Origin of the sequence: Amycolatopsis roodepoortensis, from assembly GCF_024628825.1 — a bacterium.
GTDB lineage: Bacteria > Actinomycetota > Actinomycetes > Mycobacteriales > Pseudonocardiaceae > Amycolatopsis > Amycolatopsis roodepoortensis.
Map to the genome: position 1 here is coordinate 2446634 of NZ_CP102415.1, position 14165 is coordinate 2460798.

Below are 14165 nucleotides of genomic sequence, written 5' to 3' on the forward strand. Positions count from 1 at the left end.
GAGGACTAAACGCGGCCGACGACGGGGACCGAGAGCGAAGTCCCGTCCAGCTCGAACGTCACCCGGGAGCCGAGAGCGGGCAGCGCCGGGTCGAACATGTCACCGTCGGTCCCGCCGAGGACGAGCGCCAGCCGGTGCCCCGCCGGGACGACGTGGTCGAGGCTGCTCAGCCGGAACGTCATCGTGTACGCCTTGCCGGGCACGAGCGGTTCGCCGCGCCACAGCGAGCGATGGTGGCCGAGATCCGCCCAGCCGGTCGCCACGATCCGTTTGTCCACAGTGGTCAGATCGGCGACGGTGTCGAGGAAGCAGCCGGTGTCCGCGGCGGTGCCCGCGCCCCAGCAGGAGCGGGTCGTCAGGTCCTTGGTGCCCAGCGCGGGGAACTTCGTGTTCCGCACGGTCGCGGGGCCGTAGTCGACCAGCACCGCGCCGATCCGCGCGGCGGGTTTGTCCGAGCGCGCGGTCACCGTGACGGTGGCGGTCCCGGCGACACGGGTGTCCGCCCGCACGGGTTCACCTACGAAAACGAGCCGGTCCGAGCTGGTCTCCGACGGGTTCTCCACCCACTGCGACGCCCCGCGCGCCGGATCGTCGGTCACCGAGGCCGTGCCTGGCGACGGGCGATCCCTCAGTCCGTTCTCCGTGGGCCACAACACGCGCTGCCGGGTGGCGGGCGGCCAGCGGCGTTCGTCGGTCCAGCGATCCGGGGTGTGCTCGATCCGGATCGCGGGTTCGGTCTCGACGCCGTTGCGGACGCCGAGCAGCCAGCGGTCGAACCAGCGGTGCAGGGTCTTCACGAACAGCGACCGGTCGAGGTCGAACGGGTCGACGTGCGCCGCCTGGTGCAGCCACGCCTTGCGCGGCACGCCGTGGGAGTTCAGCGCCTCCCACCACGGTCCGAACTGGATCGGGTTGACGTTGAGATCGTGGAAACCCATCGACGCGAAAACGCTCGCACGCATCTTGCCGGTCTTCGCGACGTAGTCGAGCCCGCGCCAGTAGTCGTTGAAATTCCCGTCCGTCCCCGCGCGCCGCGCGTTGTCCTCTTCGAATGGACGGCACAGCTTCTCGGCTCGCTCGTTGTAAAAACCCGGGCCGCCGGCCCAGCCGAAGTAGGCGCCGTGCGAGTTGTGGACCTCGTAGTACGAGCTGACCCCGGCGATCGGCACGATGGTCTTCAGGCCTTCGATCCCGGACGCGGCCATCCCGATCGCCGTCGCCCCGTCCTGCGACTTCCCGATCGCGCCGACCGATCCGGTCGCCCACTCCGCCCGCACACGCTCGGGCCCGAACGGCGTGCGGAAGGCCCGCGCGCGCCCGTTGAGCCAGTTCACGACGCCGTTGCCGGACGCGACGTCGTCGAAGCACCCGGACGAGCGATTGGTGCCCCCGACGTCGACCAGCACCACCGCGTACCCGCGCGGGACGAAGTAGTTGTCGTAGAAGAGCGGGAACTGCGACGGCGTGCCGTCGGGGAGGTACGTCTTCGGCTGGCGTTCGTTGCCGCGCCCGACCTTCTCGAAGTACGGGCTGACGTCCATGATCACCGGAACGCGCTGCCCGCGCGCGGCCGGTTCCGCCGGGCGGATGATGTCGGCGGCGACCCGGTCGGTCCGCCCGTCGCGGTCGAGGTCCTGGCCGGTCTCCACCCAGGCGGTCTCCCGGATGGCCTTGTCGTAGGAGAACACCGGCTGGCTGACGCCGCCGCGCAGGACGAACGCGGGTGACGCGACGGCGGGTGCGGCGGTCAGCAGCAGTGTCGCCACCACGGTGGCGGTCAAGGTCTTGAGCCCCATCGTCCGAGTATCGCTTACAAAACCCGAACATTTCCCCGACATTCCTCGTATCCGGCCGCGCGACGCTCTTCGCATGCTGAAACACACCATCGCCGCCGGGCTCGTCGCGGCCGGACTCGTCGCTCTCGCCCCCGCCGCCTCGGCCCAGGCACCGATCACCCTGAGCCCCGAAGAATCCCAGACGCTGTGCGCCGAATGGCTGCCGAAGCTCACCCAGCGCACCACCAACCTCACCGAACGCATCAACGGCGGGCCCGAGGTCCGCGGTTCGGTGGCGAACCTCAAGGCCAGGGCCGAGGGCCAGCGCAAGAAGGGCCACAACGACGCCGCCGACAGGCTGCAGAAGCGCGCCGACAAGCGCAACGCCAGGCTGCCCGAGCTCACCACGGCGAAGCAGAAGCTCGACGCGTTCGCGAACGCGCACTGCAAGGCGGGCAAGTGAAACGGCTCGTGGCCGCCGGTTTGACCGCGCTCGCGCTGTTCGGCGCGGCCGGGTGTTCCGACGAAGAACCCGCTTCGAGCCCGGCGCCGGGACAGCTGAGCGACGTCCAGCGGACCCTCGACTCGATCGAGCAGGACATGGCAGGCGACCCCGCCCCGTGACAGGATCGGCCGGTGACGACGCAACCGGGACGCGGGCTGGTACTGGTCGTCGAGGACGACCCCGCGATCGCCGAACTCGCTTCGCTGTACCTGCGGCGGGACGGGTTCGGCGTGCACGTGGAGGCGGACGGCGGCGCGGCACTGGCGACGATCCGGCGGCTGCGCCCGGTCGCGATCGTGCTCGACATCGGACTGTCCGGAATGGACGGTATCGAGATCTGCCGGGCCCTGCGCGCGGACGGTGACTGGACGCCGGTGCTGTTCGTGACCGCGCGCGACGACGAACTGGACCGCTTGCTGGGCCTGGAGATCGGCGCCGACGACTACCTGACGAAACCGTTCAGCCCGCGTGAACTCTCGGCGAGGGTCCGGACCGTGCTGCGCCGCGCCGCCGGAACGCCTTCGCCCGCCGAGACCTACACGGCGGGCGGCGTCCGCGTCGACGTCACCCAGCGCCGCGTCTGGGCCGAGGACACCGAGATCGCGCTGACGTCGACCGAGTTCGAGCTGCTCACCCATCTGGTGCGGCGGCCCGGTCAGGTGTTCAGCCGCGAGCAGCTGCTCAGCTCCGTCTGGGGCTACGCGGCGTCGGCGGGCACGCGGACCGTCGACGTCCACATCGCCCAGCTGCGCGGGAAACTGGGCGAGCACAGTCCGATCAGGACGGTCCGCGGGATCGGCTACGCGGCGGACGCCGGATGAACCGGACCTCGCTAGCGCTGCGGATCACCGTGGTGTGCCTCGCGGTCGCCGCGGTCGCGGTGGTGGTCGCCGGGCTGGTCGCGGCCCGGCTCATCCGCACCACCGGCAGCGACGTGCTCCGGCAGTCGCTTTCCGCGCAGGCCGACGTGGTCGCGAGCCAGCTCGACGAGACCGGCATCGGCAACCGGCTCCGCGTCGGGAAGGCCGCGGAAGTCGTTCGAGGGCAAGGGATCGACGTCGTCGTCCGCCGTCCGAACGGGACGATCGACGGTGATGGGACGGTCGCCGCCATCGCCGCCACCAAAACGGGATTCTCGCGCTCGGGCACGGTGGTCGTCGAAGGACGGCAATACCTCGTCGAAGTCCGGGCGGTGGGCGAGAGAGGTGCCGCGTTCGCACTGGTCCAGTCGACGGAGATCGGCGAGGCGCGCGGCAGGACGCTGGTGCGCAACACGGTGCTCGCACTCGGCGCCGGGCTGGCGGTCGCCGCGATCGCGGGGCTGCTGCTGAGCCGGGTGCTGTCGCGGCCGCTGCGCCGGGCCGCGTCGGTGGCGAACGGGATGCGGGCCGGGCGCCGTGACCTGCGTGTTCCGGTCGAAGGGCCGTCCGAGGTCGCGGACGTGGCGAAATCGGTCAACGAACTGGCCGACGCCCTGCGGTACAGCGAGGCGCGGCAGCGCGAGTTCCTGCTTTCGGTGTCGCACGAACTGCGGACGCCACTGACCGCCGTCACCGGGTTCGCCGAGGCGATCGGTGACGGCGTGGCCGAAGGCGAGGACGCGCGCCGCGCCGGGCAGACCATCCATCGCGAGGCGGAACGGCTGGAACGCCTGGTCAGCGACCTGCTGGAGCTGGCACGGCTCGGTGCGGACGAGTTCCGCCTCGACCCGGCGCACCTCGATCTCGCGGCGCTGGTCGACGAATGCGCGGACGTCTGGCGGCTGCGCTGCGCGCGGCAGGACGTCACGCTGCTGGTGGAGCGGCCGGCAGGCGAGGTGCCGGTCGTCGCCGATCCGCGGCGGCTCCGCCAGGTCGTCGACGGACTGGCCGAGAACGCCCTGCGCGTGACGCCGGCGGGCGCGCCGATCGTGTTCTCCCTGGTGACGGCCGATGGGCAGGCCCGGTTGGCGGTGCGGGACGGCGGGCCCGGGCTGGCGCCGGAGGACTACCCGGTCGCGTTCGAGCGCGGGGTGCTGAACCGGCGGTATCGCGACAGCCGTCCGGTCGGTTCGGGTATCGGGCTCGCGCTGGCGCACGGGCTGGTCACGCGCATGGGCGGGACGCTGACGGCGGGCCCGGCGCCCGAAGGCGGGGCCGCGTTCACGGTGACTCTGCGGTTAGGGTGAACGCGTGGAGATGTTGCACCTGCGGTATTTCGTGGCCGTCGCCGAGGAACTGAACTTCTCCCAGGCGGCCCGCAGACTGCATATGGCCGCCTCCCCGCTGAGCCAGCGCATCAAGGATCTCGAACACGAACTGGGTCACCGGCTGTTCGACCGCAGCACGCATCACGTCACGCTCACCGCGGCGGGCACCGCGCTGCTGCCGATCGCGCGGGACGTCCTCGAACAGGTCAACGCGATCCCCTGGCGGTTGCAGGAGGCGGTGAAACCCCGGCGGAGCACCGTGTTCATCGGCATCCCCGCCGGCGTGCACCCGGCCCTGCGGGAACGGGTCAAACGTCTGGAAGAACGCTGCCGCGACCGCTTCGAACTCAAGCGCTGGCCGGGCACGACACCCGATCTGGTCGCCGCGGTGCACCAGGGCAAACTGGCGTTGTCGCTGGTCCGGTTGCCGGTCACCGATCCCGCGCTGGAGATCGTCCCGGTGCAGGTGGAGCGGCTCGGCGCCGTCGTCCCGGCCGATCGGTTCGCCGGACGGGAGACCGTCACCATCGCCGAATTGAGCGATCTGTCCTATATCCCGTCCGCCTCGGAAAGCATTCCGGCCTATTCGGACGATATGGACCACACGCTGTCGAAGGCGGGCATCAAGAAAAGGCTCAAAGTCGGCGGAACCGAATATTCGGGTATTTCCGAACTGGTGGCGAACGGTTCGTCGTTCTCGATCACGATGCTGGATCCGGCCAGCCCGATGCATCTGTTCCTCGTCGACGGCGCCACCATCCTCCCGTTCTCGGATTTCCGGCCCCGGCTGGAGACCGCCTTGGTCTGGCGACGGGACCGGGCCGAGGAGGGCGACCTCGCCGAACTGGTGGCCGGGGTGCGGGAGATCTTCGCCGAACCGCTTTCGACCTGACCGAGACCCCCGCGGCAGCTTGACGGGGAGACGGTGTTGCGAAAGCCACTTTCGCAACGCTTCCGGCGACGCCAGACGCACCACACGGGATCCCCGATGTCGCGAAAGCCACTTTCAGGACATCCGACGTCCCGAAAGTGGCTTTCGCGACACCCGAGACCGGCACGCGGACGGCCAGGACAGAACGAAACGGCGCCCACTCGCGACCACGATCCCCAACCCAAGAATGGTATGACCACCGTGGTCATACCATTCTTCGTTTCTTGATCATTCCCTTTCCCGCAATTCGCGCCTAATTTCGGTTGTGGAGCGAACAACGGCGAAGGGAAAGCAAATGACTCAAACCGCCACCGGCCCGCTGGACGGCGTTCGCGTGATCGACCTCTCGACGGTCGTCATGGGCCCGTACGCCGCGCAGATCCTCGGCGACCTCGGCGCCGACGTGATCAAGATCGAGTCCCCCGCCGACACCGTGCGGGTGGGCAGGTTCCGCACGACGCCGGGCATGACTCCGCTCAACCTGAACGTGAACCGCAACAAGCGCAGCGTCGCCCTCAACCTCAAGGACGAAGAGGAGCGCGAGCAGGCGCTCGAGCTGATCGACACCGCGGACGTGCTGATCACCAACATGCGCCCCGGCGCGCTGAGCAGGCTCGGCATGGACTACGCCGACCTCGCCGCGCGCAACCCCGGCCTGGTCTACGCCCACGCGCAAGGATTCCGCGGCGACTCCGACCGCGCCGGGCACGCCGCCTACGACGAGACCGTGCAGGCGTCGTCCGGGCTGGTCGACGTCGCGAACCGCGCCCTGGGCAAGCCGGTCTACCTGCCGACGATCATCGGCGACAAGGTCTCCTCCCTGACCATCGCCTACACCGTGCTCGCCGCGCTGGTGCACCGCGACCGGACCGGCGAGGGCCAGCGGGTCGAGATCCCGATGACGGACACCCTGATCGCGTTCAACCTCGTCGAGCATCTCGCCGGGCACGTCTTCGAGCCCGCGGAGGGCCCGACCGGGTTCGGCCCGTCGCTGAACCCCGGCCACCAGGCGGTGCACACCAAGGGCGGGATGGCCTGCGTGATCCCCTACAACCCGCAGAACTTCCGCGACTTCTTCCACGCCGCGGGGCGACCGGAACTGGCCGAGGACCCGCGGGTCAACGGCGACGCGATCGACGGCGCCGACCACGAGGCGCTGGCCGAGATGATCGCCGAATGCGCCCCGGCGCTGACCACCGAAGAATGGACCGAGGTCTGCGCGAAGCACAGCATCCCGATGGCCCCCGTCCTCGAACTCGACAAGGCGCAGGACGACGAGTACGTCCGCGACGGTCACCTGCTCGACGTCGTCGAGCACCCGAGCGAGGGCTCGATCCGCACCATCGGCATCCCCGTCAAGTTCTCCGCGACCCCCGGTTCCGTCCGGCGCCTGGCACCCCTGCCGGGTCAGGACACCGAAGAGGTCCTGCGCGAACTCGCCACCACTCGCTGAGGAAGAAATCATGAGCACGGAAGTACGGACGGAACGGGTCGGCGGCACGCTGCTGATCACGATCGACCGGCCGTCGGCCCGCAACGCGGTGAACGCCGCCGTCGCGGCGGGCCTGGCCGAAGCACTCGACCTCCTGGAGACCGATCCCGCGCTGCGGGCCGGGGTCCTGACCGGCGCCGACGGTTCGTTCAGCGCCGGGATGGATCTCAAGGCGGCGCTGAAGGGCGAGTCTCCCGAGATCCCCGGGCGCGGGTTCGGCGGCCTGACCGAGGCCGAGCTGTCGAAGCCGCTGATCGCGGCCGTCGAAGGCTGGGCGATGGGCGGTGGCTTCGAGCTGGCGCTGGGCTGCGACTTGATCGTCGCCGCCGAAGACGCGAAGTTCGGGCTGCCCGAGGTGAAACGCGGGCTGATCGCCGCCGGGGGTGGCGTGATCCGGCTGCCGAAGCGGATCCCGCATCACCTGGCGATGGAGTTCCTGCTCACCGGCGAGCCGATCGGCGCCGAACGCGCCGGAAGCCTCGGTCTGGTGAACCGGGTCGTCCCGAGCGGGGAGGCCGCCGCGGTCGCGCTGCAACTGGCCGAGCAGATCGCCGCCAACGCTCCCCTGGCGCTCGCCCTGGTCAAGAAGATCGTCCGCGCGGCGGACGGCGTGCCCGACGCGCAAGCGTTTGCCACCCAGCGTTCGGAGCTTCCGGCGCTGATGAAGTCGGCCGACGTCCGTGAGGGCATGCGGGCCTTCGCCGAGCGCCGCGCTCCACAGTGGACAGGTGAGTGAGATGAACCAGCAGGACGTTCTCCGGCATGTGACCACGCCGCTCACGAACCCGGCGTACGCGCCGGTGGTGCCCCGGTTCACGAACCGCGAGTACCTGAACATCGTCTACCGCACCGACGCCGGCGCCCTGCGCGCCGTCGTGCCGGAGCCGCTGGAGATCGACGAGCCGCTGGTGCGGTTCGAGGTGATGAAGATGGGCGACGTCAGCGGTTACGGGCCCTACACCGAGTCCGGGCAGGCGATTCCGGTGAGCTTCGAGGGCGAACGTGGCGAGTACCTGCACGCGATGTACCTCGACAACTTCCCGGCCACCGCGTCCGGCCGCGAGATCAGCGCCTACCCGAAGACCATCGGCTCGCCGAGGTTGTTCGCCGAGAACGGCGCGCTCGTCGGGACGCTCGACTACGGCAGCCAGCGCGTCGCGACCGCGACCATGGGCTACAAGCACCACCGGCTGGACGCGGCCGAGGCCGAAACGCAGATCACCGTGCCGACGTTCATGCTCAAGACCATCCCGGACTACGACGGTTCGCCCCGGGTCTTCGAACTGGTCCGCACCGAGATCACCGACGTGGTGGTCAAGGAAGCGTGGACCGGGCCGGCGCGGCTGCAACTGTTCCAGCACGTGCTGGCCCCGCTCGCCGACCTCCCGGTGCTTGAGGTCGTTTCCGCGAGCCACATCCTCACCGACCTGACACTCGCCCCGGTCAAGCCGGTCTTCGACTACTTGAAGGGAGTTCGGTCATGACTTTTCGCACCGCCGCGGTGATCGGCGCGGGCACCATCGGCCTGTCGTGGACGGCGTTGTTCGCCGCGCACGGCATGGAGGTCCGGGTCTCGGATCCGCGGCCGGATCTCGCCGACGCCGTCGCCGGCGCGCTGGAGACGTTCGCCCCGCATCTCGGCCGGACCGCCGCGGAGCTCGCCCCTCGCGTCCACCTCGCCGCGGACGTCTCCGAAGCCGTCCGTGACGCGGATGTCGTGCAGGAGAACGGGCCCGAGAACGTCGAGTTCAAAAAGGACCTGTTCGCGACCCTGGTCCGCGAGGCGCCGTCGCACGCGCTGCTGCTCAGTTCGTCTTCGGCGATTCCTTCGACCGCGTTCGCCTCGGAGCTGGACGACGCGTCGCGGGTCCTGATCGGGCACCCGTTCAACCCGCCGCACCTGATCCCGCTGGTCGAGGTCGTTCCCGGTGAACGCACCAGCTCCGAGTCGGTCGAGCGGGCCGTCGAGTTCTACCGGTTCGCCGGCCGCACGCCGGTGGTGGAACGCAAGGAGATCCCCGGCTTCGTCGGCAACCGGCTGCAGAACGCGCTGAGCCGCGAGGCGATCTACCTGGTGGAACAGGGTGTCGTGTCACCGTCCGAATTGGACGCGGTGATGACGAATTCGCTCGGCATCCGCTGGTCGACCGTCGGGCCGTTCCTCGGCTCGCATCTGGGCGGCGGTCCCGGCGGCTACCGGCACATGGCCGAGCACATCGGCAAATCGATGAAGCAGATGTGGGCGGGCCTCGGCACGCCCTCGCAGGACCCCGAAGAACAGGAACGGCTCATCGAAGCCGTGGAATCCGCTTACGGCTCCTCCACGTACTCGGAACTCGCCGAGACGCGCGACCGCAAGCAGCTCGCGGTGCTGTCCGCTTTGGACAGTGCCAGGGAGGAGAACTGAAATGACCGCCGACTTCTACGCCTACGAGGACCTGCTGCCCGAGGAGGAGCGCAAGCTGCTGCTCAAGACGCGTGACTTCATGCGCACCGAGGTCAAGCCGCTGGTGAACGAGTACTGGGCCAAGGGCGAGTTCCCGCACGAACTCGTCGGCAAGTTCCGCGAACTCGGCCTCGCCGGGCTGCCCTACGAGGGCTACGGCGAGCACCTTCCGGCCACCAGCCACCTGCTCAGCGGCATGATGGCGATGGAGATGACCCGCACGGACCCGTCGGTGGCGACGTTCTTCGGTGTCCACAACGGACTCGCGATGTACAGCATCTACTCGGGCGGCGACCAGGAACAGCGCGACCGCTGGCTCCCGTCGATGGCGGCGATGGACAAGATCGGCGCCTTCGCGATGACCGAGCCGCTCGGCGGTTCCGACGTCGCGGGCGGCATGCGGACGACGGCCCGTCGCGAGGGCGACACCTGGATCCTCAACGGCGCCAAGAAATGGATCGGCAACGCGACCTTCGCGGACCTCGTCATCGTGTGGGCCCGCGACGAGGCGGACAACCATGTCAAGGGTTTCGTGGTCGAGAAGGACTCACCGGGATTCGTCCCGGTCAAGATCGAGAACAAGTTCGCGTTCCGGATCGTGGAGAACGCCGAGATCACGCTGACCGACGTGCGGGTGCCGGAGGCGAACCGGCTACAGGGCATCGATTCGTTCCGCGACGTCGCCGAGATCCTGCGCGCGACCCGCGGCGGCGTGGCGTGGCAGGCGCTGGGCGTGATGATCGGCGCCTACGAGCTGGCGTTGGACTACGCCAAGGAACGCGAGCAGTTCGGCCGTCCGATCGCGCGGTTCCAGCTGGTGCAGGATCTGCTGGTGAAGAGCCTCGGCAACATCACCGCGTCGTGGGGCATGCTGGTGCAGCTGGCCAGGCTGCAGGACGCCGGGATCTTCAAGGACGAACACTCGTCGCTGGCGAAGGCCTTCGTGACGTCGCGCATGCGGGAGGTCGTCGCCTGGGGCCGCGAGATCTTCGGCGGCAACGGGATCGTGCTGGACAACGACATCATGCGGTTCTTCACCGACGCCGAGGCCATCTACTCGTTCGAAGGCACCCGGGAGATGAACACGCTGATCGTCGGGAAGGCGATCACCGGCCAGAGCGCCTTCGTGTGACCTTCACGCGCGATACTTCTCGCCGCACGTCTCCTGGCTGCCGGAGGAGAAGCCGTCACGGAAGGCGGCGACCCTGGCGAACCCGGCCGGGAGTGTCCGGCCCCGGACATCCGCCGCGATCAGGCTGTTCCGCGTCAGCATCTCGGCGATCGCCTCGTCGAGGTCGCCCGGTGACAACGCGAGGGCCCCGCCGTCCGCGAGGGTCGACGCCCAGAACCCGGTCAGGCAGGCGGTGCGCTGCGCGGCCACCGGTCCGTCGAGCCGGAACCCGCCCTCCTGCTGGACCGCGAGCGTGTAGCGCGACGCGACCTCGGCGAACGCGGCGAAGTCACCGATGCCGCCCTGTCGTCCCCTGCGCGGCGGGGTGCCGATGCGGACCAGGCCGTCGAGGTCGAGGTTGATCTGGTTGGACTCCGAGCAATACGACGCGAGCGCGGCCTCCGCCGTCACGCCGCAGGCGGCTCCGGTGGTGAGCGTCGGCGGGGTGGCCGCGAGCCGGAAGGCCTGCCGCAGGCTGGTGGTGAGGTCGGCGAGTGCCCGACGGTCGTCGAGGCGGACGTTCTCCGCCGCCGAACCGGATCCGGCCTGGGTGCTCCGGCCCTCGATCTCGCGCTCGTCGATCTTCGCGCACCGGGCGGGCCCGTCGGTGAAGCCGAACTGGAACGCGGACACCCGATCGAACGCGTTGCCGTGCGCGCCGTCGTCGTCGAAGGCCACCCCCGCGGAGTCCCGGATCCGGAACAACGCCGTGAGCACTTCGTTGAGCCCGCGGCCGGTGGACACCTGGAACATCGGCGACCGGCCCTCGGCCACCCAGCGGAAGTACGCCCCGGTGTAGCAGTCGGCCTGCTGCTCCTTGACGATCGACGGGCTCGCGGCGGGCAGCCCCAGCCGGAACTGGACGGCGTGGCCGATCTCGTGGGCGAGTACCGCCATGACCGCCGCCGGGCCGAGGGAATCGTTGAGCGACGGCAGCAACTCCCCGCGATCCCAGGCGACGACGTCCGGCCCCGAGCAGTAGAAGGCGTTCACCAGACCCGCCGTCGAGGCACCGCAGATCACGCGGCCGCGGCCCGCCGAATCGTAGGAGACGAGAGTGCTCAGCGGCCGGAACTCGCGTTCGAAGGTCGCGGGCAGATGCTCGCGCCAGTACCCCTGGACGTCGGCGACGGCGTTGGCCGCGAGCCTGTCGATCTCGCCGCCGTCGCCACCGTCGACCGGGAGCCCGTCGTCCAGGACGCCGGGTTTGAGACCGCTGGGACCGTCGGTGACCTCGAGCCCGGCGACCCTGGTGGGATCCACCGGTTGTGCCACTCCGCCCACGGTCGCGGCACACCCGGCGAGGCAGAGGGCGAGACTCACCAGGATCGTCCAGCGCTTCATCACACCATCCCCGTCGCCGTGGCCACCCCTGACTCCAGGGACACGGACGGCGGCGCGGCGCGGTTCAAAAGAATCTTGGGGCGCTCACGGGGGCGACCGGCGCAATCACCCGGCTGATTGCCTCAGTTCACGCAGCCGGCCATCGCGGGCGGCGTGGAAGCAGTGGAAGGCGAAGGCGGCGCGGCGATCGAAGAAGTCGCCGCGACCGGCTTGATCCCGATCCCGCCGGTCGGCTCCCCCACCGCGGCGACGCTCGTCGAGTTCAGCGCGGCCTTCACGAACGCCTGCACCTCGGCCGGATCCACCTTCACCGCGTCGCCGTCCGACGGCGTCGGCAGGGAGAGACTCTGGACCGGGATCGTCTGGAACTTCAGCGCCCCGGAACTCATGCCCCGCAACTGCTGCGCGAAGCTGAGCACGTCCCAGCCGCGGTCGAGCACGACCGAACCCTGGACCGCGCCGACCAGCGCGCTCAGCCTGGTGGGATCGGTGAAGGTCCCGGCGTCCAGGACGGTCTTGGCCATACTCGACAGGAACGCCTGCTGCCGGGCGATGCGGTCGAGGTCGCTGGGCAGCCCGTGCCGCTGCCGCACGAAGGCGAGCGCCTGCGGCCCGGAGAGCAGCTGTTTCCCCGCCGGGAACGACGCCCCGGAGAACTTGTCCCGCACCGGTTCGTTGAGGCAGACCTCGACGCCGCCGACGGCTTCGCTCAGCGCGGAGAACCCGGCGAGGTTGACCGCCGCGTAGTGGTTGATCGACAGCCCGGTGAACCGCTCGATCGTCTGGATCGTGAGTTTGGCGCCCGCCTCGTTGGCCTTGACCTCGAGCTCCGGACCGGAGAGGCCCTGCGCGCGCAGCGAGTTCATCGCGGCGTTCTTGCCGCGGCTGTACGCCGAATTGATCTTGTGCTTGCCGAGCCCGCCCGCGATGTCCACATAGGAATCACGCGGGATCGAGATGGCCGTCGCGGCCGCGCCGCCCGCCGGGATGTGGACGATGATCATCGTGTCGGTGGTGTCACCGCCGTCGTCACTGTCCCCGGCGTGCAACGCGTCGAGGACGTTCTGCGGCAACGGGTTCCCGTTCGCGTCGGTGCGGGAGTCGATGCCGACGAGCAGGATGTTCTGCGCCACCTTCAGCGGTTCCCCCGCCGGGCCCTGGGGCATCTGGGCGGAGGGCGCGATGACGTCGGCCGTGACGATCGCTTGGTCCAAACGGCTCAGCTGGGTCCACGCGAAACCCGTGACACCCAGTACGGCCGTCGACACCAGGCCCAGTGCGACGCGGCCGCCGATCCGCCGTCCTCGCGACGTGAGCAGCACGACTTCTCCCCGCTTCCGTGAATGATCCCCCGCATTCGAGGATCACCGCGTTAGCTGGGAATTACCTGAGAAACGTGTCATAACCGGGTCTTAAAGCCCGTTCGGACCAGCCGGAGTGATCAAGCAGACAGCCGGCCGCGACACCGAGTACCGGACCGACCGCGCAGCGCTCCCCTACCGGGGCATCCGGCGCCAGATCGCGCGCGGCACCACGCGCATCACGGAGAACACCAGCCTCAGAAGTCCCGGCACCCACACGGTTCCCCGCCGTTTCCGCAGCGCGGCGACCGTCGCGTCGGCGACCTGATCCGGAGTACTCGAGAACGGGGCGGGCGACATTCCCTCGGTCATCCGCCCGATCACGAATCCGGGCCGGACGAGCAGGAGGTGCACGCCGGTGCCGTGCAGGGCGTCGGCCAGGCCGCTCGCGAAACCGTCGAGGCCGGCTTTCGCCGATCCGTAGACGTAGTTCGCCCGCCGGACCCGCACCCCGGCGACCGACGAGAAGACCACCAGGCTTCCGTTTCCTTGCTCACGAAGCACATTCGCCACATGCGTCAGCACACTCACATGAGCCACATAGTCCGTGTGGACGATCGCGACGGCGTGCGCGGCGTCCGCTTCGGCGCGTGCCTGGTCACCGAGGATCCCGAAAGCAGTGACGACGACGTCGAGCGGCCCGTGGTCCGAGACGACCTTCTCCAGGAACGGGCCGTGCCCGGCGAGGTCGTCGGCGTCGAACTCGACGGCTTCGACCGCTTCCGCCCCCGCGGCCAGCAGTCGCCGGGACTCCGCGCCGAGGTCCGCGCTCCGTCGCGCGGCCAGCACGATCCGGCGCGCCCCGCCCTTGGCGAGCCGTTCCGCGACCGCGAGGCCGATCTCGCTCCGTCCGCCCAGTACCAGCACCGTTCCGCTCACCCGCCGCAGTCTGCCAGGCGGCCCGGCGCCGTTCGCCAGTGGCACGTTTCACAGACTGCAATTTTGCAGTATC

14 protein-coding genes are annotated in these 14165 nt (G+C 69.7%); 10 read left to right on the forward strand and 4 right to left on the reverse strand.

Translation table 11 applies throughout. The annotated features are described in order from the left end of the window. Positions 1-5: 5 nt before the first annotated feature. Positions 6-1796: a CocE/NonD family hydrolase gene (locus NQK81_RS11335; RefSeq protein WP_257488133.1), complete on the reverse strand. Its 1791-nt coding sequence runs from the start codon at positions 1794-1796 to the stop codon at positions 6-8. A gap of 73 nt (positions 1797-1869) precedes the next feature. Here NQK81_RS11335 and NQK81_RS11340 point away from each other — a divergent pair, with 73 nt between their 5' ends. From NQK81_RS11340 to NQK81_RS11385, 10 genes are all read left to right on the forward strand, one after another. Continuing rightward, positions 1870-2238, forward strand: a complete 369-nt coding sequence (locus NQK81_RS11340) for a hypothetical protein (protein ID WP_126729296.1) — start codon at positions 1870-1872, stop codon at positions 2236-2238. Further along, positions 2235-2399, forward strand: coding sequence for a hypothetical protein (locus NQK81_RS11345; protein ID WP_257488134.1), 165 nt, complete (start codon positions 2235-2237; stop codon positions 2397-2399). Before NQK81_RS11340 ends, NQK81_RS11345 begins: the two co-directional genes overlap by 4 nt. A 12-nt stretch (positions 2400-2411) precedes the next feature. After that, positions 2412-3101 carry a response regulator gene (locus NQK81_RS11350; protein ID WP_126729298.1) on the forward strand — a complete coding sequence of 230 codons (690 nt, stop codon included), beginning with the start codon at positions 2412-2414 and terminating at the stop codon, positions 3099-3101. Next, positions 3098-4447, forward strand: a complete 1350-nt coding sequence (locus NQK81_RS11355) for a HAMP domain-containing sensor histidine kinase (RefSeq protein ID WP_257488135.1) — start codon at positions 3098-3100, stop codon at positions 4445-4447. Before NQK81_RS11350 ends, NQK81_RS11355 begins: the two co-directional genes overlap by 4 nt. Positions 4448-4451: 4 nt before the next feature. After that, positions 4452-5360: a LysR family transcriptional regulator gene (locus NQK81_RS11360; protein ID WP_257488136.1), complete on the forward strand. Its 909-nt coding sequence runs from the start codon at positions 4452-4454 to the stop codon at positions 5358-5360. Between the two features lie 334 nt (positions 5361-5694). Continuing rightward, on the forward strand, positions 5695-6852 hold the full coding sequence (locus NQK81_RS11365; protein ID WP_257488137.1) for a CaiB/BaiF CoA transferase family protein: 1158 nt from the start codon (positions 5695-5697) through the stop codon (positions 6850-6852). 10 nt (positions 6853-6862) lie between these two features. Next, complete coding sequence (locus NQK81_RS11370) at positions 6863-7627, forward strand: crotonase/enoyl-CoA hydratase family protein (RefSeq protein WP_257488138.1); 765 nt, start codon at positions 6863-6865, stop codon at positions 7625-7627. A gap of 1 nt (position 7628) precedes the next feature. Next, positions 7629-8375: an acetoacetate decarboxylase gene (locus NQK81_RS11375; protein WP_257489740.1), complete on the forward strand. Its 747-nt coding sequence runs from the start codon at positions 7629-7631 to the stop codon at positions 8373-8375. Continuing rightward, positions 8372-9298, forward strand: a complete 927-nt coding sequence (locus NQK81_RS11380; protein ID WP_257488139.1) for a 3-hydroxyacyl-CoA dehydrogenase NAD-binding domain-containing protein — start codon at positions 8372-8374, stop codon at positions 9296-9298. The genes NQK81_RS11375 and NQK81_RS11380 overlap by 4 nt, the downstream gene beginning before the upstream one ends. Position 9299: 1 nt before the next feature. Next, entirely contained in the window at positions 9300-10469 is a 1170-nt protein-coding gene (locus NQK81_RS11385; RefSeq protein ID WP_257488140.1) for an acyl-CoA dehydrogenase family protein, read from the forward strand. A gap of 3 nt (positions 10470-10472) precedes the next feature. Here the strand turns inward: NQK81_RS11385 and NQK81_RS11390 are convergent, their stop codons facing one another. From NQK81_RS11390 to dprE2, 3 genes are all read right to left on the reverse strand, one after another. Further along, positions 10473-11852 carry a neutral zinc metallopeptidase gene (locus NQK81_RS11390; protein WP_257488141.1) on the reverse strand — a complete coding sequence of 460 codons (1380 nt, stop codon included), beginning with the start codon at positions 11850-11852 and terminating at the stop codon, positions 10473-10475. Between the two features lie 122 nt (positions 11853-11974). Next, positions 11975-13174 (reverse strand): LCP family protein, encoded by a 1200-nt coding sequence (locus tag NQK81_RS11395; protein WP_257488142.1) that lies wholly within the window; start codon positions 13172-13174, stop codon positions 11975-11977. Between the two features lie 174 nt (positions 13175-13348). Further along, positions 13349-14092, reverse strand: a complete 744-nt coding sequence (dprE2, locus tag NQK81_RS11400; protein WP_126729314.1) for a decaprenylphospho-beta-D-erythro-pentofuranosid-2-ulose 2-reductase — start codon at positions 14090-14092, stop codon at positions 13349-13351. Between the last annotated feature and the right edge of the window lie 73 nt (positions 14093-14165).